22 protein-coding genes are annotated in these 24157 nt (G+C 68.0%); 12 read left to right on the top strand and 10 right to left on the bottom strand.

Annotated features, from left to right (window positions below; translation table 11 throughout):
• Positions 1-37 precede the first annotated feature (37 nt).
• The gene (locus GTH33_RS02100) at positions 38-1531 is read left to right on the top strand and encodes an alginate export family protein (protein ID WP_163956883.1); all 1494 of its coding nucleotides are present in this window, start codon (positions 38-40) and stop codon (positions 1529-1531) included.
• A gap of 11 nt (positions 1532-1542) precedes the next feature.
• Positions 1543-3165: an NAD-dependent malic enzyme gene (locus tag GTH33_RS02095; RefSeq protein WP_163956882.1), complete on the top strand. Its 1623-nt coding sequence runs from the start codon at positions 1543-1545 to the stop codon at positions 3163-3165.
• 139 nt (positions 3166-3304) lie between these two features.
• On the opposite strand, the gene GTH33_RS02090 is transcribed toward GTH33_RS02095, so the two are convergent.
• Positions 3305-5641, bottom strand: coding sequence for a hybrid sensor histidine kinase/response regulator (locus GTH33_RS02090; RefSeq protein ID WP_249054956.1), 2337 nt, complete (start codon positions 5639-5641; stop codon positions 3305-3307).
• Positions 5602-6312: a PAS domain-containing protein gene (locus GTH33_RS18085; RefSeq protein WP_249054954.1), complete on the bottom strand. Its 711-nt coding sequence runs from the start codon at positions 6310-6312 to the stop codon at positions 5602-5604. The genes GTH33_RS02090 and GTH33_RS18085 overlap by 40 nt, the downstream gene beginning before the upstream one ends.
• Positions 6313-6416: 104 nt before the next feature.
• Between GTH33_RS18085 and GTH33_RS02085 the strand changes: the two genes are divergently transcribed.
• Positions 6417-7484, top strand: coding sequence for an enoyl-CoA hydratase/isomerase family protein (locus tag GTH33_RS02085; protein WP_163956881.1), 1068 nt, complete (start codon positions 6417-6419; stop codon positions 7482-7484).
• A gap of 11 nt (positions 7485-7495) precedes the next feature.
• Positions 7496-8272, top strand: a complete 777-nt coding sequence (locus tag GTH33_RS02080; protein WP_163956880.1) for an enoyl-CoA hydratase — start codon at positions 7496-7498, stop codon at positions 8270-8272.
• Positions 8273-8332: 60 nt separating this feature from the next.
• Here GTH33_RS02080 and tmk read toward each other — a convergent pair whose 3' ends face one another.
• The 3 genes from tmk to GTH33_RS02065 are packed head-to-tail and all read right to left on the bottom strand — an operon-like array spanning position 8333 to position 9711.
• Positions 8333-8971, bottom strand: coding sequence for a dTMP kinase (gene tmk, locus GTH33_RS02075; protein WP_163956879.1), 639 nt, complete (start codon positions 8969-8971; stop codon positions 8333-8335).
• A 13-nt stretch (positions 8972-8984) separates the two neighbouring features.
• A complete protein-coding gene (locus tag GTH33_RS02070) occupies positions 8985-9410 on the bottom strand; it encodes a DUF2147 domain-containing protein (protein ID WP_212592674.1) in 426 nt (141 codons plus the stop codon).
• A 22-nt stretch (positions 9411-9432) separates the two neighbouring features.
• Positions 9433-9711 carry a chorismate mutase gene (locus tag GTH33_RS02065; RefSeq protein ID WP_163956878.1) on the bottom strand — a complete coding sequence of 93 codons (279 nt, stop codon included), beginning with the start codon at positions 9709-9711 and terminating at the stop codon, positions 9433-9435.
• Positions 9712-9832: 121 nt separating this feature from the next.
• On the opposite strand from GTH33_RS02065, the gene GTH33_RS02060 reads away from it, so the two are divergent.
• Complete coding sequence (locus tag GTH33_RS02060) at positions 9833-10843, top strand: polyprenyl synthetase family protein (protein ID WP_163956877.1); 1011 nt, start codon at positions 9833-9835, stop codon at positions 10841-10843.
• 240 nt (positions 10844-11083) lie between these two features.
• Here the strand turns inward: GTH33_RS02060 and GTH33_RS02055 are convergent, their stop codons facing one another.
• Positions 11084-12016 (bottom strand): cation diffusion facilitator family transporter, encoded by a 933-nt coding sequence (locus GTH33_RS02055; protein ID WP_163956876.1) that lies wholly within the window; start codon positions 12014-12016, stop codon positions 11084-11086.
• 91 nt (positions 12017-12107) lie between these two features.
• The gene (locus GTH33_RS02050; RefSeq protein WP_163956875.1) at positions 12108-13343 is read right to left on the bottom strand and encodes a phospholipid carrier-dependent glycosyltransferase; all 1236 of its coding nucleotides are present in this window, start codon (positions 13341-13343) and stop codon (positions 12108-12110) included.
• A gap of 398 nt (positions 13344-13741) precedes the next feature.
• On the opposite strand from GTH33_RS02050, the gene GTH33_RS02045 reads away from it, so the two are divergent.
• From GTH33_RS02045 to GTH33_RS02030, 4 genes are read left to right on the top strand one after another with little or no spacing between them, the layout of a single operon-like run.
• Positions 13742-14947, top strand: coding sequence for a trans-sulfuration enzyme family protein (locus tag GTH33_RS02045; RefSeq protein WP_163956874.1), 1206 nt, complete (start codon positions 13742-13744; stop codon positions 14945-14947).
• Complete coding sequence (gene apaG / locus GTH33_RS02040) at positions 14944-15342, top strand: Co2+/Mg2+ efflux protein ApaG (RefSeq protein ID WP_163956873.1); 399 nt, start codon at positions 14944-14946, stop codon at positions 15340-15342. Before GTH33_RS02045 ends, apaG begins: the two co-directional genes overlap by 4 nt.
• The gene (locus GTH33_RS02035; protein ID WP_163956872.1) at positions 15339-16127 is read left to right on the top strand and encodes a LysR family transcriptional regulator; all 789 of its coding nucleotides are present in this window, start codon (positions 15339-15341) and stop codon (positions 16125-16127) included. The genes apaG and GTH33_RS02035 overlap by 4 nt, the downstream gene beginning before the upstream one ends.
• The gene (locus tag GTH33_RS02030) at positions 16124-16648 is read left to right on the top strand and encodes a GNAT family N-acetyltransferase (RefSeq protein ID WP_249054952.1); all 525 of its coding nucleotides are present in this window, start codon (positions 16124-16126) and stop codon (positions 16646-16648) included. The genes GTH33_RS02035 and GTH33_RS02030 overlap by 4 nt, the downstream gene beginning before the upstream one ends.
• A 15-nt stretch (positions 16649-16663) precedes the next feature.
• Here GTH33_RS02030 and GTH33_RS02025 read toward each other — a convergent pair whose 3' ends face one another.
• Both GTH33_RS02025 and GTH33_RS02020 read right to left on the bottom strand, forming a co-directional pair.
• Positions 16664-17965 carry a serine hydrolase gene (locus GTH33_RS02025; RefSeq protein ID WP_163956870.1) on the bottom strand — a complete coding sequence of 434 codons (1302 nt, stop codon included), beginning with the start codon at positions 17963-17965 and terminating at the stop codon, positions 16664-16666.
• On the bottom strand, positions 17923-18777 hold the full coding sequence (locus GTH33_RS02020; RefSeq protein ID WP_163956869.1) for an ABC transporter permease: 855 nt from the start codon (positions 18775-18777) through the stop codon (positions 17923-17925). Before GTH33_RS02020 ends, GTH33_RS02025 begins: the two co-directional genes overlap by 43 nt.
• Before the next feature lie 64 nt (positions 18778-18841).
• On the opposite strand from GTH33_RS02020, the gene GTH33_RS02015 reads away from it, so the two are divergent.
• The gene (locus GTH33_RS02015) at positions 18842-19546 is read left to right on the top strand and encodes a GcrA family cell cycle regulator (RefSeq protein WP_163956868.1); all 705 of its coding nucleotides are present in this window, start codon (positions 18842-18844) and stop codon (positions 19544-19546) included.
• A gap of 400 nt (positions 19547-19946) precedes the next feature.
• On the opposite strand, the gene GTH33_RS02010 is transcribed toward GTH33_RS02015, so the two are convergent.
• Positions 19947-20789, bottom strand: a complete 843-nt coding sequence (locus GTH33_RS02010; protein ID WP_163956867.1) for an outer membrane protein — start codon at positions 20787-20789, stop codon at positions 19947-19949.
• Positions 20790-20969: 180 nt separating this feature from the next.
• Between GTH33_RS02010 and parE the strand changes: the two genes are divergently transcribed.
• Both parE and GTH33_RS02000 read left to right on the top strand, forming a co-directional pair.
• On the top strand, positions 20970-22952 hold the full coding sequence (gene parE / locus GTH33_RS02005; RefSeq protein WP_163956866.1) for a DNA topoisomerase IV subunit B: 1983 nt from the start codon (positions 20970-20972) through the stop codon (positions 22950-22952).
• Positions 22953-23014: 62 nt separating this feature from the next.
• Positions 23015-24145: a hypothetical protein gene (locus GTH33_RS02000; RefSeq protein ID WP_243848159.1), complete on the top strand. Its 1131-nt coding sequence runs from the start codon at positions 23015-23017 to the stop codon at positions 24143-24145.
• Positions 24146-24157: the final 12 nt, after the last annotated feature.

The following is a 24157-nucleotide window of genomic DNA, read 5'->3' as shown; positions in this document are numbered from 1 at the left end:
GGGTGAGGGCGAGTGCGGTGCCCCCGAAGGATCGCCCATGCATCGACCATTCCGCGCGCTCGGCGCCACCGCCCTCCTCACCCTCGCCACCGCTGCTGCGCACGCGCAGACCAGCGTCGCGCCCACCGAAGCCGGCCAGACCCGCAACCCCGCGACACCGACGGTCACCGCCTATCCGGCCGCGGCGATCGGTGACGGCGCCACCACCAATGGCTTCAATCTGTCACGCTGGGCGGAGGACTGGAGCAGCTATCGCGACCCCAGCAAGCGCGACGATGTCTTCGACCGCCTGAAGTTCCTGCCGATCGACGGCGACGGCGACGTCTATCTCACGCTGTCGGGCGAATTGCGCCTGCGCGTCAACCACACCACCAATCCCAACCTGCGCGATGCTCGCGCCCAGCGGCAGGACATCAACCGGATCTTCGCGGGCGCCGATCTGCACGTCGGCCCCCATCTTCGCGCCTTTGCCGAGGTCGCGCACGGCGGCATATCCGGCGTCGAACTCGGCGCGCCGGCGGCGACGCTGCGCAACGACCTCGTCCTCCAGCAGGCCTTCGTCGAAGGGAATGCCGATGTCGGCGGCGTCGCGATCGGCGCACGCTACGGCCGGCAGGAATTCACCGACGGTCCGAACCTGCTGGTGTCGCAGCGGGACAACAACACCATCCGCTACACGCTGAACGGCATTCGCGCCTGGGCACGGGGCAGCCGGGTGCGTGCCGACGTGTTCCACCTGAAGCCGACGCAATATGGCGATCTTGGCCCCGACGACGACATCGTCGATCCCGCGCGCCGTTTCTCGGGCGTGACATTGGGCTTTGCCGCACCGGCGACGTGGCTCGGCGGGTCGAAGCTGTACATCGATCCCTTCCTCTGGCGGCGGCGCAACATCGTCGGTGCATGGGGTGGCCGGATCGGCCCGGCGACGCGCTATTATGTGGGCACGCATATCTGGGGCGATGCCGGACCGCTGACGATCGACTGGACGGTCAATCACCAGTTCGGCCATTACATCGATCAGGACATCGATGCCTGGCAGGTGTTCCTGGCCCAGACCTATCGCCTTGGCGCATCGAAGAGCGCGCCGCGGGTCGGCATCCACCTCGATTACGCCTCCGGCGGCGGCGGATATGGCAATGGAAAGCTCCGCGACGCCTACGCCCCCTTCGGCAACAACATCTACTACAGCTACGGCCTCTTCCTCACCCCCTCCAACCTCGTCACGGTGGCGCCGAACGTCACCTTTTCGCCGCTGGCCAAGGTACGGCTGACGGCGGAATACCAGCTGGCGTGGCGCGACAGCACCACCGACGCCGTCTATCGCGCCAACGGCCAGCCGTTCGCGGGAACGCAGCTGATCCGCGACGCCAAGATCGGTGACGTCGCACGGCTGCAGGCGGTCTGGTCGATCGCGCCGCGGCTGTCCGTCACCGGCCGCTACGAACATTTCGCCGCCGGCCCATCGCTGACCAGGGCCGGCTACAAGAGCTCCGACTTCCTTGCCGGCTGGCTCAGCTTCCGTTTCTGAAGGTCCCCCATATGCCCCCCGCATTCCACGCCGCCGCCCGCGCCCTGCTGTCCGATCCGTTGACCAACAAGGGCACCGCCTTCACGGAAGCCGAGCGCGACCGCCTGGGCCTGCACGGGTTGCTGCCCCCTCATGTCGGGACGCTGGACAGCCAGATCGCGCGGCGTCGGCGGGTACTCGACGGGATGGCGGACGACTTCCACCGCTATGCCTTCCTGCGCGAATTGCAGGATTCGAACGAAGTGCTGTTCCATGCGCTGGTGCAGGCCGACCTGCCGCGGATGCTGCCACTGGTCTACACGCCCACCGTCGGGGCGGGGTGCGAACGGTTCAGCGAGATTTGGCGCAAGCCGCGCGGACTGTTCCTCAGCCATCCCAATCGCGACCGTATCCCCGACATTCTCGCCGACCCGGCGCTCGACCGGGTCAAGGTGATCGTGGTGAGCGACGGCGAACGCATTCTGGGGCTGGGCGACCAGGGGGCGGGCGGCATGGGCATTCCGATCGGCAAGCTCGCGCTCTATACCGCGTGCGCCGGTATCCACCCGGCCGAAGTGCTGCCGATCCTGCTCGACGTCGGCACCGACAATGCGGGGCTGCGCGACGATCCGCTCTACGTCGGCTGGCGCAACCCAAGGGTGCGGGGCGAGGATTATGGAGGTTTCGTCGACAGCTTCGTATCGGCGGTGACGGATCGCTGGCCGGGCGTGCTGCTGCAATGGGAGGATTTTGCAGGTCACAATGCCCATGACCTGCTTGCCCGGTATCGGGACCGGTTGCTGAGTTTCAACGACGACATCCAGGGAACGGCAGCGACCGCGGTCGGTACACTGCTGTCGGCGATCCACCGGACCGGCGCCTCGCTCATCGATCAGCGGATCGTGCTGTTCGGTGCCGGGGCGGCAGGAAGCGGCGTCGCGGAACTGTTGGTGCAGGCGCTGCGGGCGGAAGGATTGGACGAAGCCGCAGCCCGCGCCCGGATCTGGGCGGTGGATCGCGATGGACTGATCCTGTCGGATATGGCGAAGCTGACGCCGCCGCAAATGCGGCTGGCGCGCCATCCCGCCGAAGTGGCGGGATGGATGCGCGATGCCGAGGGCGGACTTGGCCTGCTGGAAACCGTCCGCGCGGTCCGGCCGACGGTGCTGATCGGCGCGTCCGGACAGGCGGGCAGCTTTACCGAGGCGGTCGTGCGGACGATGGCGGAGGGCTGCGCCCGACCGGTGATCTTTCCGCTATCCAACCCGGTGTCGCGTGCCGAGGCGCATCCGGCCGACGTGCTTGCCTGGAGCGACGGCCGCGCGATCGTGGGCACCGGCAGTCCGTTCGGCGTTCCCGGCGTCACCCAGGTCAACAACGTCTACATCTTTCCCGGCGTCGGCCTGGGGGCGTTGGCTGCGGGCGCGACGCGGGTCACCGACGGCATGTTCATGGCCGCGGCGCGCGCATTGGGCGCGATGGGCGGGGCGGGGGAGACGTTGCTGCCAGCGATCGAGAATCTGCGCAGCGTGGCGTTGCGGGTCGCCGTCGTCGTGGCTGCCGCGGCGCTGGCAGACGGGGTCGCCAGCGCCGGCGACGAAGAGCTGACCGAGGCAAGGATCGCCGCACTGATGTGGGATGCAGCGTACAATTAGGCGTGTACGATCCGACCCGGCCCCATGATCCCGGTCCAGTATCGGGAGGGGGCGGCGGGGCGGCCAGTCAACGCTATCGTCCCCGGTCGCCCCCTTCGTCACCGATACACGGTGCCAGCCCATCCGTGGCGGGAAGGGATCAGTTCTCGCGTTCCAGCCGGTGTTCGTTCGCCACTGCGATTTCGCGCCCGGGCAATGCCGCGGCGATCGCCGCCTGCAACGCCTCGGTGCCATAGGGCTTGGCGAGCAGTACCGCGCCCGTACCCGGCGGTACCGCCGCGGTGTCGCCGGTGGCAAAGACGATGCCGATGCCCGGCCGCAACGCCCGCGCCTTGACGGCGAAGTCGGGACCGGAGGCACCTGGCAGGTTGACGTCCGTCACCAATGCATGAATCGGCACGGTCTGGAGAGCGGTCATCGCATCTTCGGCGCTGGCGGCATCGACCACGACATAGCCGCTGGCCTGCAACAGTTCGGCGGTGGTGGCGCGGATCACCGCATCGTCCTCGACCAGCAACACCGTGATCTGACCCTGCCCGCCCGCCGACGGGCGGAGCGCGACGGGTGCGCTGGTCAGCTGCCGCGCGGCGAGGCCAGCGTTGCGCTGGCGCTGGTTGGCGAGCACGTGCCGGAATTTCCGGGCCAAGGCTTCGCGCGTGTAGGGCTTTGACAGCAGCTCGACGCCGACGTCGAGCCGGCCGCCGTGCACGATCGAATTCTCGGTATAGCCGCTGGTGAACAGCACCGCCAGGTCGGGCAGCCGCTCCTTCGCCTTGCGCGCCAGTTCCGGGCTCTTCAAGGTGCCGGGCATCACCACGTCGGTGAACAGCATGTCGATCGCAATGCCGCTTTCGATGACGTTCAGCGCACTCTGGGCATCCACCGCCTTCAGCACGCGATAGCCGAGGTCGCCCAGCATCTCGACCACGGTCGCGCGGACCTCATCGTCGTCCTCGACCACCAGCACCGTCTCGGTGCCGCCCTCGATCGTGCCGAGGTCGACCGTCACCTCGACGTCCTCTGCCTCGCGGCTGCGCGGCAGGTACAGCTTGATCGTGGTGCCCTCGCCGACCTCGGAATAGATCTTCACATGGCCGCCCGACTGTTTGACGAAGCCGTAGACCATCGACAGGCCGAGGCCTGATCCCTTGCCTTCGGATTTGGTCGAGAAGAACGGCTCGAACACCTTGGCGACGACGTCCGCGCTCATGCCGCTGCCCGTATCGGTGACTGCGAGCATGACATATTGCCCGGCCTGCACCTCTTCGTGGCGGCGCGCATAGGCATCGTCGAGATGGGCGTTGGCCAGTTCGATCGTCAGCTTGCCGGTGCCGTCCATCGCATCACGCGCGTTGATCGCGAGGTTCAGGAGCGCGTTTTCGATCTGCACCGGATCGATGAAGCAGTTCCACAATCCACCGCCGAAGATCGTCTCGACCTCGATCCCCCCGCCGATGGCGCGGCGGAGCATGTCGTCCATGCCCTGGACGAAGCGGGTGACGTTGACGACCTTCGGCTCCAACGCCTGGCGCCGGCCGAAGGCCAGCAGTTGCGCCGCAAGTTTCGACCCGCGCGACACGCCGGCCATCGCGTTGGCGACCCGGCGTTCGGCGCGGTCGTTGCCGGCGATGTCCTTCGACAGCAATTGCAGGTTGCCGGAGACGACCTGGAGGAGGTTGTTGAAATCATGCGCGACGCCGCCGGTCAGCTTGCCGATCGTCTCCATCTTCTGCGATTGCGCCAGCGCCGCCTCCGCCTGACGCCGCTCGCCGATTTCGGCGATGACGCGAGCCTCGAGGTTCTCGTTGAGCTGGCGCAGCTGTTCCTCGGCACGCTCGCGGTGACGGACCTGGCGCTGCAGATGGTCGGCCTGATCGCGCAGCGTCTGTTCGGCGGCGCGCTGTTCGGTGATGTCGGTGTGGACGCCGACCCATTCCAAAATTTCGCCCGCCGCATCCTTGATCGGCAGCGCGCGGATCAGGCAGTTGCGCCACGCCCCGTCGTGACGACGCACGCGATGTTCGAACACGAAGACCGATTTGGCGGCGACGGCGGCATTCCACGCCGCGACGGTGGCGGCGGCATCGTCCGGATGGACCGCATCGGCCCAGCCGTATTCGGTGTAGGCGTCGACATCCTGTCCGGTCAGTGCGCTCCACCCCGGCTGGTCGCCTCGCATCCGGCCATCGGCGGTGTTGGTCCACAGGACGCCGTGCACCGCCTCCATCGCCGCGCGGAAGCGGTCGTTGCTCGTCCGGACGGCGGCCTCGCGCTCCGCCCGCTCCTCGATATCGGTGACGAGGACGTGGAAGCCCAGCACAATACCATCGGCATCGAAGCGCGGCAGGTAGCGGATGTCGGCACGGCGAAAGCCACCGTCCCGATGCGACATCCGCCCTTCCGACTGGATCGATTCGCCCGCGAGCGCGCGTTCGATCAGCGGCAAGCGTTCGGCATAGACCTCCGCCCCCAACACGTCGCGGAGATGGCGGCCGGTGACCTGTTCGGGGTGAGCCCGAACCAGTCGAGATAATAGCTGTTGGCGAAGCGATAGACGTGATCGACCCCGACGTAGGAGATCAGCACGGGCAAAGCGTCGGTGATCGCACGCAGTTCGGCCGCGCCCGCCGCGACCGCGATCTCGGCGCCGACACGGGCGGTGTTGTCGATCACCGTGCACATCACGCCGCCGACGCTGCCGTCGTCGAGGTGGACGGGCGTGTAGAACAGGTCGAGGAAGAAGCGCTGCTCCGCACCGTCGTTGCCGCGGGCCAGCATCATCGGCTGGTCGTGGAAGGCGACGACCTCTCCATCGAAACCGCGGTCGAGGATGGTGCGGTTCCAGTCCCACAGGTCCGGCCAGACCGACGCGACATCCATGCCCATCGCCTGCGGATGCCGGTCGCCGGCGATCGCCGCATAGCCGTCGTTATAGATCATGACGTGGTCCGCGCCCCACATCAGCACCTTGGGCACCGGCGAATTGACGATGTTGCTGACCGTCGTACGCAGCGCCGGCGACCAGTCGGCGATCGCGCCGAGCGAGGTCCGGCTCCAGTCGAATGCGCGGATGAGCGTGCCGCAGGCGCCGCCGTCGACCGGCCAGGCGGCGGGGTTGGGCGTAGGCGCGGAAAAGGTCGAGGACATGCGCGTGGGATGAGCGTTCCCCCGATGCCTGTCAAACGCCCGGAGCCGCTAATTCGCCGGTTCGGTATGGACGCGGGGCCTGCTGCGGGTCAAAGGCGGATGGCATGAGCGATGACCTGCTGACCACGACCGAAGGCGCCGTCGGCCGGCTGCGGCTGAACCGCCCCAAGGCGCTGCACGCGCTGAACCTTGCGATGTGCGAGGGGATGCTGACGGCATTGGAGGCGTGGCGGACGGATGCGGGCATCGCGGCGGTGATGCTGGATCATGCGCCGGCGCCCGATGGCGACCCCAGATTGTCGCGCGGATTCTGTGCCGGCGGCGACATCCGCATGCTGAGCGAAAGCGGCGCCGGCGATGGCGCGGCGGCGCGCGCGTTCTTCCACACCGAATACCGGCTGAACCATCGACTGTTCACCTATGCCAAGCCGACGGTCGCGTTCATGGACGGGGTGACGATGGGCGGCGGCGTCGGCATCGCGCTGCCGTGCCGTTGGCGCGTCGCGACCGAGAACACGCGCTTCGCCATGCCGGAAACCGGGATCGGCCTGTTCCCCGATGTCGGCGGCGGCTGGTTCCTCGCACGGTTGCCGGGGCGGATCGGGCAGTTCCTCGCGCTGACCGGGCATCGGCTGGACGGCGCGGAGGCGTATGCGCTGGGGCTCGCCACGCATTATCTGCCGGCCGCGGCACTGGACGAGGCGAAGGCGGCGATCCTCGCCGATCCGCAGGGCATCGCGTCGACGCTCGACCGGCTGGGCATCGTTCCGCCGGAGCCTAAGTTGCTGGCGCAGCGCGCCGCCATCGACCGGCTGTTCGCATCGGACACGCTGGAGGACGTCTTCGCGGCACTGGCCGCGGATGATGGCGACTTCGCGCAGGCGCAACTGGCTATCCTGCGGACCAAGAGCCCGCAGGCGATGAAGGTATCGCTGCGGCTGCTGTACGACGGCGGGCTGATGCAGAGCTTCGCCGACGAGATGCGCCAGGAATATGCCGTTGCCAGCCGGGTCGTGCAGCGCCACGATTTCCTGGAGGGCGTGCGCGCGGTTATTGTCGACAAGGACAATGCGCCGCGCTGGCAGCCGGCGACGCCGGATGGCGTCACCGATCACGTCATCGACCAGATCTTCGCGCCGCTGCCCGAGGCGGAAGCGTGGACGCCCGCATAAGGAGAGTAGCTGTGTCCGATTATCAGACCATCCTCGTCGAACGGCGCGAGCGCGTCACGCTCGTCACGCTGAACCGGCCCGAGGCGCTGAATGCATTGAACGCGCAGGTACTCGACGATCTGCTGGCGGCGCTGGCAGACTTCGATGCCGATGACGGGCAGGGCTGTGCCGTGCTGACCGGCAGTGCCAAGGCGTTCGCGGCGGGAGCGGACATCAAGGAAATGCAGGCGATGGACTTCGCCGCGATGTACGGGCGCAACCATTTCAGCGGCTATGAGCGGCTGACGCAGACGCGCAAGCCGATCATCGCCGCGGTCGCCGGCTATGCGCTGGGCGGAGGGTGCGAGCTGGCGATGATGTGCGACTTCATCCTCGCCGCCGACACCGCGAAGTTCGGCCAGCCCGAGGTGAAGTTGGCGGTGAGCCCCGGCATGGGCGGATCGCAGCGGCTAGCCCGCGCCGTCGGCAAGGCGAAGGCGATGGAGATGTGCCTGACCGGCCGGATGATGGATGCCGCCGAGGCGGAGCGTGCCGGCCTCGTCAGCCGCGTGATTCCCGCTGCCGACCTCGTCGAGGAGGCGGTGAAGACCGCCGCGACGATCGCCGCGATGGCGCCGCTGGCGGTGCTGGCGAACAAGGAGATGGTCAACGCAGCCTTCGAGACGACGCTGGCGCAGGGCGTGCAGTTCGAGCGGCGGCTGTTCCACGGGCTGTTCGGGACGGCGGACCAGAGCGAAGGCATGGCGGCGTTCGTCGAGAAGCGGCCGGGGGCCTGGACGGGGCGGTAGGGCACAACCTGCCCGTATCCCCTCTGCGGGCCAGAAGCGGAGGCGGTTGCGGGCGGCGTCCTAGCGTTTGAGAAACCGTTCTACCGCTGCCAGCGCCGCTGCTTGCACTGCGTCCGGCGTGCCGCTGGCGTCCACCACGACGTGCCGGTCCGGAGCCGCCGCCGCCTGCGCGAGGAACGCAGTGCGGATGCGCTGGTGGAAGGGCAGGTCGAGGCTTTCGAAGCGGCCTTCGTCGATCGCGTCGACCGCAAGCCGCCGGCGGCTGCGGACGAGGCCGATGGCGGGGTCGAGATCGAGCACCAGCGTCAGGTCCGGCCACAGATCGTCAACCATCGCCGCATGCAGGTCGCGGATCATGCGTTCGGCCATGCCGCGCCCAGCGCCCTGATAGGCGAGCGTCGATCCGGCATAGCGGTCCGACACCACCACGCGCCCCGCCGCCACCGCGGGCAGGACGACGCGGGCGACGTGCTGGACGCGGGCGGCGGTCATCAGCAACAGTTCCGCGCGTGGATCCCAGGCGTCGTCGGCGCCCGACAGCAGCAACCCGCGCAGCGCCTCGCCCTGCGGCGTTCCGCCCGGTTCGCGAGTGCCGAGAACGTCGTGTCCCCGGTCGGCGAGCGCGGCGATCAGGTGGCGGACGACGCCGCTCTTGCCCGATCCGTCGACACCCTCGATCGCGATGAATGCCCCCGTCATCGGTGCAGCCCCATCAGTCGCGCCGCCAGATCTGCGACTTGCAGATGAACCCGCCGATCAGGCAGCCTTTCACGTTCAGCGTGTCGGCGTCGACCATCGTCACCGTCGAACCGAAGGCGCGACCCATGTCGGGAACGTAGATCTGCCCCGACCAGCGCGACGTGCCGGTCGCGCGATAGTCGCGCAACAGCGCGGTGCCGAGCAGCGGCGGATAGCCCTTCGACGTCACGTCGGCCTTCGCCTTTTCCGTCGCGCGGATCACCCAGCCGCACAATTTGTCGCCGCAGCGGCCGGTCTTCACCGCGACGCTGTTCTTCGGATTGTGCCACGTGCCGAGGATCGCCGCATGCGGATCGGCGACGGCCGGCGCCGCCGCGGCCAGAAGCACGCCGGAGAGCAGGGGGACGAGCAGGGGAGCGGGGAGCAGGGCGGCGATCACGGTCGCAAAATGGTGCGCCGGGTCATCCGCGCAAGCGTTCGTGGTGACGGATCACCTCATCGATGATGAAGCGCAGGAATTTCTCGCTGAATTCGGGATCGAGCTCGGCCTCTTCGGCCATCTGGCGCAGGCGGGCGATCTGGCGTTCCTCGCGGCCGGGATCGGCGGCCGGCAGGCCCGATGTCGCCTTGTGACGCCCGACCGCCTGCGTCACCTTGAAGCGTTCGGCGAGCAGGTGGACGAGCGCGGCATCGATATTGTCGATGCTCTTGCGATAGCCTTGCAGCACGTCGTCGCTCATCTTCGTAACCTTCGGTGACGCAGAACGCGTGAGCGTTCTGTCATAATGCCCCCATGGGGTGTGTTGCGGCTGCGAGCAAGGCTTGCGTTCGCGCGGGCGAGGGGCCAGAGCGCGGGGCGAGATGTCCGCTACCATCCACCGCCTCGACAACCGCGAGCCCTCGCTGGAGCCGATGCTCCAATTGGTCGCGGGTGACATGAACGCCGTCAATCAGGTGATCCTCGACCGCATGCAGTCGCAGATCCCGCTGATCCCGGAGCTTGCCGGCCATCTGATCGCCGGCGGCGGCAAGCGGATGCGGCCGATGCTGACGCTCGCGAGCGCACGGCTGATCGGATATACCGGCACGCGTCATCACCGGCTGGCGGCGTCGGTCGAGTTCATCCACACCGCGACGTTGCTGCACGACGATGTCGTCGACGGATCGGACATGCGCCGCGGCAAGCGCGCCGCCAACCTGATCTGGGGCAATCCCGCCAGCGTGCTGGTCGGGGATTTCCTGTTCAGCCGCAGCTTCGAACTGATGGTCGAGGACGGCAGCCTCAAGGTGCTGAAGATCCTGTCCAACGCCAGTGCGGTGATCGCGGAGGGCGAGGTCAACCAGCTGACCGCGGCCCGCCGCATCGACCTGGGCGAGGATCGCTACCTCGACATCATCAATGCCAAGACCGCGGCGCTGTTCGCCGCCGCCTGCCGCATCTCGGCCGTGGTGGCGGAGCGCAGCGAGGGCGAGGAAGCGGCGCTGGACGCTTATGGCCGCAACCTGGGGATCGCGTTCCAGCTGGTCGACGACGCCATCGATTACGTGTCGGATGCGGGCACGATGGGCAAGGACGCCGGCGACGACTTCCGCGAGGGCAAGATGACCCTGCCGGTCATCCTCGCCTATGCGCGCGGCGATGCCGAGGATCGGCGGTTCTGGAAGGATGCGGTCGAGGGGCGTCGGGCGTCGGACGAGGATTTCGCGCATGCCATCGATCTGGTGCGCAAGACGCGTTCGGTCGACGATACGCTGGCGCGGGCGCGGCATTACGGCCAGCGCGCGATCGACGCGATCGGTGGTTTCGCCAACGGCAAGGCCAAGGATGCGATGATCGAGGCGGTCGAGTTCGCGGTCGCCCGCGCCTATTGAACGGGCCGCTGCCTGCCAATGAGCGGGCGAAGTTGAACAACATGAACAAGTGGGGCACTCGTGGGGAAACGATCGCGGTCGATCGTTTCCGTTCCGATGATGATCCTTGTCTGTCAAAGAGCCGGTGCGTGCGCGACGGCCCCTAGCGGAACGATCGGCCTGTAGGACAGATCGATCGATATTATCGTAGCGTTACAATCACTTGCCGCCGACGGCGTCCAACGGTTGTACCGCCGAACCTCAGCAGCTGTCGCAATCGCCGCCGGTTTCCACCTGCAAGGTCGCGTGACCGATGGCGAATCGGTCGTGCAGCATCCCCCGTGCGGTGGACAGGAACGCATCACCCGGATTGCCGCCGGGGATCACCAGATGCGCGGTCAGCACCGGCTCGGTGGTCGACATCGGCCAGATATGCAGGTCGTGGACCCGCGCGACGCCAGGCAACGCCAGCAGCGCGGTGGTGACCGCGTCATAGTCGATCGCGCGCGGCACCGCGGCGAGCGACATCTCCACCGTCTCGCGCAGCAGGCCCCAGGTCTGCCACAGGATCAGCGCCGCGATGACGAGGCTGACCAGCGGATCGATCCAGCCGATCCCCGTCGCCCAGATCGCCACGCCCGCCAGCACCACGCCCGCGGACACCGCCGCATCGCTGACCATGTGCAGATAGGCGCCGCGGATATTGATGTCGCCCTTGCGCCCGCGCGCGAACAGCCACGCGGTCAGCGCGTTGATCGCGATGCCGATCGCGGCGACGACCGATACGGTAAGGCCGGCGACGACGGGCGGATCGTCGAACCTTTGCACCGCCTCCAGCACGATGGCGCCCAGCGCGACCAGCAGGAACAGGGCGTTGGCGAGCGCGGCGAGGATCGTCGACCCCTTCAGCCCATAGGTGAAGCGCTTCGTCGGCGCGCTGCGCGCCAGTGCCGCGCCGCCCCACGCAACGGCAAGGCCGAGCACGTCGGACAGGTTATGGCCGGCATCGGCGATCAGCGCGACCGATCCCGTCCACAGGCCGGCGCCCGCCTCTGCCAGGACATAGACGATGTTGAGCGCGATCCCGATCGCAAAGGCGCGGTCGAAGGACGCCGGCGCATGGGCGTGGCCATGTCCGTGGCCGTGTGTGTGACCGTGGCCATGCGCATGGCCGTGATGATGATGTCCGCCCAAAGGAACCCGCCCGGCTGAGGTGTCGTGCCGCCGGCCTATCACCGCTGCGGCAAGAGATACTAGGACGTCGTGACGCAAAAATCGGACGGGTTCAGACCCAGGAACCGAACCATGTCCAGTGGCGGAACGACGACGGACCGCGCAGCGCGGCGGCGCTGAGGATCGGGTAGAAGTGGATAAACATCACCGCGGTCAGCGCCAGGAACCCCTCGTCCCAATAGCGCAGGCGCACTCGCCAGTGATCGAACATCGCTGCGATCGCGATGCCCAGCCAGATGCTCGACAGATAGTAATAATAGAAGAAGCCGAGCGATTTGGGGATGATCGCCCACATCGCGATGCTGGCCACCCACAACAGCGCGACGCCACCCGCGCGTACGTTGCCGTCGCGCATCCACGCCGCAAGGCAGGCGAGGACGGCGAGCAGGCCACCCCACATCACCGCCGGATTGCCGAGCATCAGCACGCCGCGCTGCGCGCCGTCGGCGGGCTCGTAGAAATACCAGATCGGCCGCCAGTCGAACGGCCAGGTCCACCACGCCGATTGATAGGTGTGCGGCGGCAGCACCTGCGTCTGCTGGTGGTACATGTCGATCTGGAACGTCAGCAGCCGCGCGAACGTCAGCGGTTCGCGCGCATAGAGGAATGCGGGCCAGAAGGTGGCGAGGTAGACGACCGCAGCCGTGATGCCGAGCAGCGCGAGCGCGACCAGCGGGGGCATGCCCTGCCAGAGCGCCGGCCGCCGCCAGCGCGCGACCAGATAGCAGAGGCCGGCAAACCCCAGATAGGGCAGCGCGGTCCATTTGGTGCCGATCGCCAGTCCGAACAATGCGGCGCCGAGCAGCCAGCGCCACCAGACGGCAGCGCCCTTCGCCTGCATCGCCCACAGCAGCGCGGCAAGGGCGGCGACGACGAACGCCGCCATGAACCCGTCGAGCATGGCGATGCGGGCCTGCACGAACACGGTGAAGTTCAGCGCGACAACGACCGCGCCGACGCTGGCGGTGCGGACGCGGCCGAACAGCAGCCACAGGATCGCAAAGACGCCCATGACCACCGCGCTCGCCGCCAGCGTCGACACGGCGCGCCAGCCGAGCGGACCATCGCCGAACAGCATCATGCCGAGCGCGATCAGCGTCTTGCCGAGCAGCGGGTGTTCGATGTTCACCGGCCCGACGAGGTCGCGCAGCATCCGCGCGGCGGGGACGTAATGCACCTCGTCGAACACCAGCACGTGCGGCGTGGTCAGCCGCCAGCAGAACAGCAGCTGGGCGAGCAGGCCGATGCCGCAGGCGGCGGGCAGGGGACGGGACAGGAACGCGCGCACGGCGGGCGTTGTCGTTCGACGGCGGCCGGTTGGCAAGCGCTTGGGTGTATCGATATTCAGCCTCCTGCCTCCCCGGCGGAAGCCGGGGTCCAGTTGGGGCCGGCTGGTGATGAAGCGCATGCCAGCGTCACAGCGGCTTTCCCAAGTGGGCCCCGGCCTCCGCCGGGGAAGCAAGCTGGTTCAAATGCCGCCCTCGCTATTGAATGTCGATCCGACCTGGCGAGCCCACCCCGGCACGCGCGGGCACGGGACGTGACGAAGGGGCGGCCCGGCGGCCGACGCCATGACGCTGCCGCCGTGCCATCCGGCTGCGGCGAACGGTCCCCACCCCCGTGCCGGGGCGGGCGTGGACCGCCTTGCCCTTGCACCCCCCGCCCGCGTCCGGCAAAGCGGCGGGCATGAAGCGCAAGGCAGGCCAGGACCCCTCGATCACCCAGCATTGGCGGCCCGCGACGCTCGCCGTGCGTGGCGGCACCGCGCGCAGCGAATATGGCGAGACCAGCGAAGCGCTGTTCCTCACCTCCGGCTATACCTACGACAAGGCGGCCGACGCGGCGGCGCGGTTCGCGGGCGAGCAGGAGGGGATGACCTATTCCCGCCTGCAGAACCCGACGGTCGAGATGCTGGAAAAGCGCATCGCGCTGCTGGAGGGGGCGGAGGCGTGCCGGACGATGGCGAGCGGCATGGCGGCGATGACCGCGGTGCTGCTGTGCCAGTTGCAGGCGGGCGATCACCTGGTCGGCGGGCGCGCGGCGTTCGGATCGTGCCGCTGGCTGACCGATACGCTGCTGCCCAAGTTCGGCATCGCGACGACGATCGTCGATGCCCGCGATCCGCAGCAGTTCCTCGATGCGGTGCGGCCGGAAACCAAGGTGTTCTTCTTCGAGACGCCGGCCAATCCGACGATGGACGTCGTCGACCTGCGCGCGGTCTGTGCGATCGCACGCGAACGCGGCATCACCAGCGTCGTGGACAATGCCTTCGCCACCGCGGCGTTGCAGCGGCCGATGGACTTCGGGGCGGACGTCACCGCCTATAGCGCGACCAAGATGATGGACGGGCAGGGCCGCGTGCTGGCCGGCGCGGTGTGCGGTACGCAGGATTTCATCGACAACACGCTGCTGCCCTTCACCCGCAATACCGGGCCGACGCTGTCGCCGTTCAACGCCTGGGTGGTGCTGAAGGGGCTGGAGACGCTGGACCTGCGCATCACCCGCCAGTCCGAAAACGCGCTGAAGGTCGGCCGTTTTCTGGAAGCGCGCGTGCCGCGGATCCTCCATCCCGGCCTCGCCAGCCACCCGCAGCATGATCTGGCGATGAGCCAGATGGTCGCGACCGGTCCGATCTTCGCGTTCGAGGTCGCCGATCGCGCGCAGGCGCACGGCCTGCTCGATGCACTGGCGCTGGTCGACATCAGCAACAACATCGGCGATTCGCGGTCGCTGATGACCCATCCCGCATCGACCACCCACGCCGGCGTCGCCGAGGACAAACGGATCGAGATGGGCGTCACCGAAGGCATGCTGCGCCTGAACGTCGGGCTGGAGGATGCGCAGGACGTCATCGACGACCTCGACCAGGCGCTGCGGCAGGTCGGCCTGTGAAGGAATTCTTTCCGCACGCGACCACGACCGACGGGGTGACTGTGCGCGTCGCGGTCAGCTATCTGCCCGAACAGTCCGAACCGCGGCGCGGCCGCTGGTTCTGGGCCTATCATATCCGCATCGAGAACGAATCGGAGCGTGCCGTCCAGTTGCTGACCCGCCACTGGGTCATCACCGACGGCCGCGGCGCGCGCCATTCGGTGGAGGGCGAGGGCGTCGTCGGCGAACAGCCACTGATCGCACCGGGCAGCAGCTTCGACTATGTCTCGGGCTGCCCGCTCCAGACGCCGACCGGCGCGATGGAGGGCAGCTATCGCCTGATCGGCGAGGATGGCGCGCATTTCGACGCGGCGATCCCGAAGTTCGGGCTGCACGCGCCGGCGGTCGATTCGTGAAGCGGACGCACCTGCCGCTGAACGGGCTGCGCGTGCTCGACGCGGCGGCGCGGCACCTGAGCTTCACCCGCGCCGCGGACGAGCTGGCGGTGACGCCGGCGGCGGTCGGGCAGCAGGTCCGCGCGCTGGAGGATACGCTGGGCGTGGTGCTGTTCCGCCGGACCACGCGGGGGCTGGAACTGACGCCGGAGGCGGAGGCGGGGCTGGGCGCGCTGCGCGACGGCTTCCTCCAGTTCGAGGAAGCGGTGCGGGCGATGCAGGCGGGGCAATCGTCCAAGTCGCTGACCATCGCCGCGCCGCGCGACCTGACCGAGAAATGGCTGATGCCGCGACTGGCCGAAATCGCGCAGCGCGACGGCGAATTGCGCTTCATATTGCTGTCGGCGGACGATGCGATCGATTTCACCGAAGCGAACCTCGACCTCGCGGTCCGCTGGGGCGAGGGGCCGGGCGAGCATGAGGGCGAGGCACTCGAATCGGAGGGCATGGTGACGATCGCGGCGCCACTGGCCGGTGATGCGGTGATCGGCTGGCCCGGCGCGCCGGGTGGCGACGGCCCGACGCTGGTGCGGGTCGCGGATGCGGGGCTGGCGATCGACGCCGCGGTCGCAGGACTGGGCCGGGCGACGGTACCGGAACTGTTGGCGGCGCGCGCGATCGCGGCGGGCAAGGTCGCGGTGGTCGGCGATGCGCAACCGTCGCGGCTGGGGTATTGGCTGGTCGCGCCGCTGCCGCAATGGCGGCAGGCGAAGGTGCGTGCGCTGGTCGATGCGCTGACGGCGTGACCGGTCTGCCGACGCTGGCGACGGCGCGGCTGAGGCTGCGGCGCCGGGTGCCGGACGATGCCGGGGCGTTGTTCGCGACGATGGCCGATGCCGGTGCGATGCGCTGGTGGTCGTGCGCGCCGTTCGATTCGGTCGACGCCGTGCGGCAACACTTCGGCGATGGCACGTTCGGCGGGCGGGCGTGGGCGGTGACCCGTAGCGACGACGATACCGCGATCGGCTTCGTCGTGGCCAACGCGCATCGGCAGGCGGGTGTGGTCGAGATCGGCTATCTGATCGCGCGCGACGCATGGGGCGCGGGCGTGGCGCGCGAGGCGGTCTCGGCGGTGGTGGCGCACCTGTTCGCCAGCGGCACACGGCGGGTGTTCGCCGATTCCGATCCGGACAATGCCGGCTCGATCCGGTTGCTGCGTGCGATGGGCTTTACGCTGGAGGGACGGCTGCGCGCGGAGTGGGAGACGCATATCGGCGTGCGCGATGCGCTGATCTTCGGCCTTTTGCGGGACGAGTGGCGCGGCTGACCCGGCCGCGTGCGATCAGCCGGCGACGAGGGATAGCGCGCGCGTCACCAGCGGCAGGAACGTCGCTTCGTCGACGGTGCCGTCGCGGCGGTGCCAGCTGGCGCAGACCGCATACCAGCGACCGTCCTTCGCCTGCGCCAGCACGTCCAGCGCGATCACGCCGGGTTCCGACCCGCCCTTGAAGCCGACATAGGCGAAGCGTGCCGCCGTTGCCGGATCGACGCCGGGATTGATCGCCAGCACGCCGCGCACCACCGGCCCCGCGTCGCGCAGCGCGCCGAGCAGCCGTGCCATGTCGCGTGCCGAGGCGAACCATTCGACCGATGTGTTCGCCAGCGGACCGGACGAGAACATCAGCGGGTCGAGCGCAGCGGCGGCGATCCGCGGTGCCTGCGCCGCCAGCAGCGCGCTGCGCCGGGCCGCATCGCCGCTCGCCCAGGCGGCGGTGAGCGCGGGGTCGCCCTTGATGACGAACGCCTCGCGCGTGGTGAGCACCGGACCGCGGCCGCCGTATCGCGCCGCCATCGCATCGACCCGCTCGCGGCCCAGCGCCGTCAGCAAGGTGTCGGTCGCGGTGTTGTCGCTGATCGAGATCATCAGCGTCGCCAGCGTCTGGATCGTCACCGGCGTCGCCGCCGGCCAGCCTTGCAGGATTCCCGATGGCAGCGATGGCGTGCCCACCGGCACGACCGTGTCCCAGCGGATATCGCCGGCGGCGACCTGCCGCGCGGCCTCTGCCAGCACCCACAGCTTGAAGGCGGAGCCGAGCGGTGCGGGGGCATCGCCGTCGACCTCCAGCACCGGCGCGCCGCCGTCGAGCGGGTATATGCCCAGTTGCACGGTGCCCGGCAGGGCGGCGAGGTCGGCCCGGATCTTCGCGGCGGTGTCGCCGTGCAGCGCCGTACCGGTGACGAGCAGGCCGGTGATCGCGTGCGGGGCGGCTGGGGCCAGCGCCAATCGCATCGTCGCGCTGCCGCGGTCGTAGGCGATGGTCGCCAGCGCCGCCCAACGGCCGATCGGATCGATCCGTTCGACCCGGCGCGGTTCGCCGAGCGTGGCGCGCAGCTGCCTGGTCAGCGCGGCGAAGCGTTCGGCCGGCACCGCCGCCTTGAACACCGGCGCGAACGCCGCGTCATAGCCGGGCTTTCCCCCCAGTATCGCGACCAGCGCATCGGCGCGGGTGCGCACCGCCGGATCGGGCGCGACGGCCGCTGCCGGGGCGCTTTGTGCGGTGGCCGGCGCCGCGGGCAGCAACGCCAGTGTGAACGCGGCGATCAGTTCTTGAGCTTCCAGCCTTTTCGCAGCAGCAGATAGCATGACACCCCCAGCACGATGTCCACCGCGAGGATCGCGATGCTGCCCACGGCGATGGGCGAATCGGACGTACCGAGGAAACCGTAGCGAAAGCCGGAGATGATGTAGAAGAACGGATTGGCGTGGCTGAATGCCCGGAACGTCGGCGCGAGGCGGTCGACCGAATAGAAGGTGCCGGACAACAGCGACAGCGGCGCGATCACGAAGTTCGTGACCGCGGCGGCATGATCGAACTTCTCCGCCCAGATCGAGGTCAGCACGCCCAGGAACGACAGGAACGCCGCGCCGAGGAAGCCGAACCACAGGATCGCCAGCGGATGGACCGGCGTCACGTGCACGCCCGGATACAGCGCCATCGCGCACCAGCAGATGAAGCCGACGATGAACGCCCGCGTCATCGCCCCGCCGACCAGCGCGGCGAGCAGTTCCGCCGACGAGAGCGGCGGTTGCAGGTAATCGACGATCGTCCCCTGGATCTTGCCGACGAGCAGCGAAAAGCTGGCGTTGGCGAAGGCCGGGCCCATCATTCCCTGCGCGATGATGAGGCCGGGGGCGATGAAGTCGGCAAACGGCACGACGATGCCGCCGACGTGGACGGGGCTTTTGGCACCGGTGGCGATGGTGAAGACGATCAGAAACAGCAGGGTCGTGATCGCCGGCGCCCATACGGTCTGGAGGTGGACCTTGAAGAACCGGCGCACCTCCTTCACATAGAGGGTCTTCAGGCCGCCCCAATTCACGTTCCGGATGACCGGTACGCCGGGTGCGGACCGGATCGCCGATTGGATTTCGCCGATTGGGGGCTGGCTGCTCATGGGCACAGCGGGTAACCGCAGCCGCAGTCGCCCGCAACCCGGCGCGAGAACGAGGAAGACAAGAATGTCCTGGACCGACGAGCGGATCGACACGCTCAAGACGATGTGGGAGGCGGGGCAGACCGCCAGCCAGATCGCCGAGGCGCTGGGTGGCGTCAGCCGCAACGCGGTGATCGGCAAGGCCCATCGCCTGGGCCTTCAATCGCGCCCGTCGCCGGTGAAGGCCAACGAACCCGTCGCGGTGGCGGCGCCCGTCGCCCCGGAACCCGCACCGGTCGCGCCGGAGCCGGCGCCGGTGGTCGCTGCACCGCCAGCGCCGCCGCAGCCCGAGCCGGCACCCGAACCGGTCGCCGCCATGGCGGTCGAGGACGAGGACGACGAGGATGACGTCGAGGAAGCAACCGCGGCGCCGGCTCCGGTGCGCGAGCCGCAGCCGATCCTGCGCTCGGTCGGCCCCGGCGGCTTCGTCCGTCAGTCGCCCGGCGAACAGCAGCCCCCGGCGACACCGGCGCCCCCGCGCCGGCTGGTTCCGGCCAAGCCTTCGCCGGAGATCGCGGGCAAGACGACGCTGCTCGACCTCAACGATCGCATCTGCAAATGGCCGCTGGGCCATCCGGGCGAGCCCGATTTTCATTTTTGCGGCGACAAGGTGAACCCGGGCTTCCCCTATTGCGTCGCGCATTGCGGCCATGCCTATCAGGCGCAGCTGCCCCGCCGCGACCGTCGCCCGCCGCCGCCACTGCCGTTCGGCGGCCCGCGGGTGCGCTGAGCCGGCAAGCCGGCGCACGCACCCGAAGGGCCGCCCGGCCGGCGCGGCCACCAGCCGCGTCCGACGTCATGGGCTTTGCCCATGACCGGGTTAGAAAAGGGCCGCTTCCCACGAGGGAGGCGGCCCTTCTGGTTTAAACCCCCCCGGTTTGGGCGTCCGGCGCAGCCAAGTGGTGGAGGGTGGCCCCCACGATACCGCCCGTGGCGGTCCCCGTCGTCGTTTCCCCCATACCGGGGAGGATTGCGGACATGGAAAAGGGCCGGCCTCCGTTGGAAGCCGACCCTTTTCATTTCGTGCCACGCCGCGGCAAAGCCGCGTCGTCAAACGGAGCTGGCGCTACGCTGGCCGGGGCCGAACGAGTCCTGCGCTACGCCTTGCGTAGCGCAGGCCGTCCTGTGACTCAGAAGCGGAATGCCGCCGTCGCGCGCAGCGAGTGCCAGCGGAACTTCTCGTCCGAACGACGGAAGTCGGTGGTGGCGCCGCCTGCCGCCAGGACGAACGGGTTGGTCGCCGGAGCGGTACCCTGCGACACGCGCACGCGGGCGTCGTCGTCGTTATACTGGTGGTAGGTGTATTCCATGCCGACCGAGAAGTTGCGGCCGAGCTTCTGCTCGATGCCGCCGCCGCCGATGAAGCCGAACTGCTTCTGCTTGCCGAACTGGGCAAAGCTGTTGGCGGTGTTGGTCGAGGTGAAGCTGCGGTTGATGTTGGCGTAACCGGGGCCGAACGTGCCGTAGAACAGCGTCGTGCCGGGTGCGTAGCCGACACGGCCGCGGATGCTGGCTTCCCACTTCACGTCGCGGGTCATCACGTAATTGGCGGGCGTGGTCGAGAAGCCGCTGACGCTGTCGTTGATCTCGGTCTTGCCGAACTCGCCGAGCGCGCCGACGACGATGTTACCGCGCTGCGTATCGGCGCCAACGCGCGCGTAATAGGACCAGCCGTCCTTGTCGTTGCGGCAGCTGCCCGGCAGCGGCGTCGCGCCGACGGCACGACCGTTGCAGAAACCGGGCGAGAAGGCGTTGGCGCCTGCGGCCGTCGACACCGTGTCGCCGAAGCTGCCGTTCGAACCGCGATCGAACAGGATCGACGAGCCGACGTCATTCGGCTGCACGTCGTAACCGCCCGAAGCGCCGACGTAGACGCCGCTGAACGGGGCGGGATCGCCCGACATGTCCTGCGCCTGTGCGGCGGTCGCGAAGGAGGCGGCGGCGATGGCGCCGAGGAACAAAGTGGTACGCATGGTGTCTCCCGAGAAGCTGTTGCAATCGGTCGAGGAACGTTCGCGACAGCCATAATATGCATCGCCGCGGCCAAAATGCCGGAGCTGTGATATAATTGCACCAGCCGGGACATAAGCGAGCAACATTGCGGACCGGCGGGCGCTGGTATCGACGGCGATGTTCCCTTATGGTTCCATGCGATGGCCCAAGACCTGTTCGCGTCCGCCGCGGCGCCCGCCAATGCTTATGATGCCTCGTCGATCGAGGTGCTGGAGGGGCTGGAGCCCGTCCGTCGCCGTCCCGGCATGTATGTCGGCGGTACCGACGAGCGCGCGCTCCACCACCTCGCGGCCGAGGTGCTCGACAATGCGATGGACGAGGCGGTGGCAGGGCATGCGACGCGGATCGAGGTGACGCTGGAACCGGGCAACCGGCTGACCATCGTCGACAACGGTCGCGGCATCCCGGTCGACCCGCATCCCAAGTTTCCCGACAAGAGCGCGCTCGAGGTGATCCTGTCGACGCTCCATTCCGGCGGCAAGTTCGCCGGCAAGGCCTATGCGACCAGCGGCGGCCTGCATGGCGTCGGCGTATCGGTGGTCAATGCGCTGTCGTCCGACACGCTGGTCGAGGTCGCGCGCGATCGGCAATTGTATCGCCAGCGGTTCAGTCGCGGGGTGACGCAAGGGCCGCTGGAGCATGTCGGTGCCGCCCCCAATCGTCGCGGCACGTCGGTGGCGTTCACGCCGGATGCCGAGATCTTCGGCCCCGAACTCGCCTTCAAGCCCAAGCGATTGTACCAGCTTGCCCGGTCCAAGGCCTATCTGTTCGCCGGCGTCGAGATCCGCTGGCATTGTGCGGCCGAACTGGTCGAGGGCAGCGATACCCCGGCAGAGGCAGTGTTCCAGTTCCCCGGCGGCCTCGCCGACCACCTCAAGGAACAGATCGGCACGCGCGAATGCGCGACCGCCGATTTCTTTGCGGGCAGCCAGGATTTTCCGGGCGAGCAGGGGCGGGTGGAATGGGCGGTCGCCTGGCCGCTGTGGAGCGATGGCAGCTACAGCTGGTATTGCAACACCATCCCGACGCCCGACGGCGGCACCCACGAACAGGGATTGCGTCAGGCGCTGGTCCGCGGCCTGCGCGGTTTCGGCGAACTGGTGCACCAGAAGAAGGCGAAGGACATCACCGCGGACGACGTGATGATCGGCAGCGAGCTGATGCTCAGCGTCTTCATCCGCGAACCGCAATTCCAGAGCCAGACCAAGGATCGCCTGACCAGCCCGGAGGCGGCGGGGCTGGTCGAAAAGGCGGTGCGCGACCATTTCGACCATTGGCTCGGCCACAACATGGACCGCGGCAAGGCGCTGCTCGGCTATGTGCTCGACCGGATGGACGAACGCCTGCGCCGCAAGCAGGAGCGCGAGGTCAAGCGCAAGACCGCCACGTCGGCCCGCAAGCTGCGCCTGCCCGGCAAGCTGACGGATTGCGCCAACGACGGCAACGAGGGCACCGAGCTGTTCATCGTCGAGGGCGATTCGGCGGGCGGATCGGCGAAACAGGCGCGGGACCGGAAGACGCAGGCGATCCTGCCGATCCGCGGCAAGATCCTGAACGTCGCATCGGCGACCAGCGCCAAGATCGTCGCCAACCAGGAGATCGCGGACCTGATCCAGGCGCTGGGCTGCGGCACCCGCAAGGATTGCGACGCTGCCCAACTGCGCTACGAACGCGTCGTCATCATGACCGACGCCGATGTCGACGGCGCACATATCGCGACGCTGCTGATGACCTTCTTCTTCCAGGAGATGCCGGATCTGGTCCGCCGCGGGCATCTGTATCTGGCGCAGCCGCCGCTCTATCGCCTGACCGTCGGCGCCAAGTCCCTGTACGCGCGCGACGACGCCCACCGCGCCGAACTCGAGCGCACCGCGTTCAAGGGCAAGAAGGTCGAGGTGGCGCGCTTCAAGGGCCTCGGCGAGATGAACCCCGGCCAGCTGCGTGAAACGACGATGGATCCCAAGACGCGGGGCATGATCCGCATCACCCTGCCGCAGGAATATGAGGAGCGTGCCGGAGTAAAGGATCTGGTCGATCGCCTGATGGGCAACAACCCGGCGCACCGCTTTGCTTTCATCCAGGAAAATGCCGCTCGCATGGATGAAGAGGCGATCGACGCATAGGATCTGGACTAATATTCGATCGTCCAGCATCCTTTGAACATTGGCGGTTGGGAGGTTTGGCGATGATAGGGGTGGTGTTGATATTTCAAGCTGCCGCCGTGCCCTCCGGTGCGCCATCCCCTGATAGCGATATCGTCGTGGTGGCGCGTCAAGTCGCAGGCGCCAAGCGTGCGCTGGAGGCCTGCATCGCCCGGCAATGTCTACCGAATGAGGAGATCAGGGCTGCGCTCGTCTATTCCACGCGGCAATTCCTGGCGGGCGATTATACGGCCGCACGGCAAACCCTGATGAAAACACGGCATCGAACTGCGAAGTTCGATGCCCAATATCCGGTTGCGGTGTCGGATCTGCACCGCGCGCTCAACAGCCTTGCCAATCTGGATGGTCATCCGGATGCGGCAAGGCTGTCGGCATTCGATGCAACCGATGCCCTGCGGGCAGGACTGGCGCCGGACCATCCGCTGATCCTGCTGCAACGTCTCGACACCGCCAGACAGTTCGCAAGGGAAGGGCACCTCGAATCGTGCACGCAGATTCTAAACAACGTCGTCTCGAAAGCGCACAAGCAGGGTTATTATAGCGTAGAGGCGCAGGCGCTGTTCCAGGGGGCGGCACTGTTTGCGGCGCTTGCCACTGCCGATCCCGCCTATCGGAACGCGGCCAAGCTATGGCGCAATCGCATTGCCGACAGAACCGAAAACGAGTTTGGCGAATACCGCGACGCCTTGAAACTGTTGGACGCGCAGATTGCTACCCTTGCCGTCAGGCGCCGCGATCGGGATCGCGTTCTCGCGAACTCCAAACCCATCGCGACGACCGAGGCGATGTTGCTCAGGGAACCGGAAGTGCGCGACTTTGGCTTGGTGGGCACCGACGCCAACACCAAACCCGAATGGGCAGACGTTGCGTTTTGGGTACGGGCGGATGGGTCGGTCGCGGATGTAATGGTGTTGGGCCGGTCCAAAAGCCTCCCGGGCGCTTGGCTCGCGCGGAAACTGACCGCTGTGGCCGGCAGGCGATATGCGCCCCTCAAAAATCCTGTCGACCGCCGGGGAATGTACAGGGTCGAACGCTACTCGATGGTCTATCCGCTTTTGCCGATCACAGAGTCTCGCATACCGGTTCGATCGGGCAGGGGGCATTTGGAAACGACCGACATCACATTGGCCTATCGGCAGCCGCCCGCCAGTTGAGACGGGGTGTTC

This window comes from Sphingomonas insulae (assembly GCF_010450875.1).
Lineage (GTDB): Bacteria > Pseudomonadota > Alphaproteobacteria > Sphingomonadales > Sphingomonadaceae > Sphingomonas > Sphingomonas insulae.
The sequence above is the reverse complement of the archived record's forward strand: the minus strand, read 5'-3'. Positions and strand labels throughout refer to the sequence as shown.

Bases quoted from the DNA above. Each gene is read 5' to 3' on its own strand.
- GTH33_RS02020 (WP_163956869.1), bottom strand. From the start codon at position 18,777: ATGAGCAGCCAGCCCCCAATCGGCGAAATCCAATCGGCGATCCGGTCC.
- tmk (WP_163956879.1), bottom strand. From the start codon at position 8,971: ATGACGGGGGCATTCATCGCGATCGAGGGTGTCGACGGATCGGGCAAG.
- GTH33_RS02100 (WP_163956883.1), top strand. From the start codon at position 38: ATGCATCGACCATTCCGCGCGCTCGGCGCCACCGCCCTCCTCACCCTC.
- GTH33_RS02025 (WP_163956870.1), bottom strand. From the start codon at position 17,965: ATGCTATCTGCTGCTGCGAAAAGGCTGGAAGCTCAAGAACTGATCGCC.
- GTH33_RS18085 (WP_249054954.1), bottom strand. From the start codon at position 6,312: ATGTCCTCGACCTTTTCCGCGCCTACGCCCAACCCCGCCGCCTGGCCG.
- GTH33_RS02095 (WP_163956882.1), top strand. From the start codon at position 1,543: ATGCCCCCCGCATTCCACGCCGCCGCCCGCGCCCTGCTGTCCGATCCG.
- GTH33_RS02010 (WP_163956867.1), bottom strand. From the start codon at position 20,789: ATGCGTACCACTTTGTTCCTCGGCGCCATCGCCGCCGCCTCCTTCGCG.
- GTH33_RS02060 (WP_163956877.1), top strand. From the start codon at position 9,833: ATGTCCGCTACCATCCACCGCCTCGACAACCGCGAGCCCTCGCTGGAG.
- GTH33_RS02065 (WP_163956878.1), bottom strand. From the start codon at position 9,711: ATGAGCGACGACGTGCTGCAAGGCTATCGCAAGAGCATCGACAATATC.
- GTH33_RS02015 (WP_163956868.1), top strand. From the start codon at position 18,842: ATGTCCTGGACCGACGAGCGGATCGACACGCTCAAGACGATGTGGGAG.
- parE (WP_163956866.1), top strand. From the start codon at position 20,970: ATGGCCCAAGACCTGTTCGCGTCCGCCGCGGCGCCCGCCAATGCTTAT.
- GTH33_RS02085 (WP_163956881.1), top strand. From the start codon at position 6,417: ATGAGCGATGACCTGCTGACCACGACCGAAGGCGCCGTCGGCCGGCTG.
- GTH33_RS02045 (WP_163956874.1), top strand. From the start codon at position 13,742: ATGAAGCGCAAGGCAGGCCAGGACCCCTCGATCACCCAGCATTGGCGG.
- GTH33_RS02000 (WP_243848159.1), top strand. From the start codon at position 23,015: ATGATAGGGGTGGTGTTGATATTTCAAGCTGCCGCCGTGCCCTCCGGT.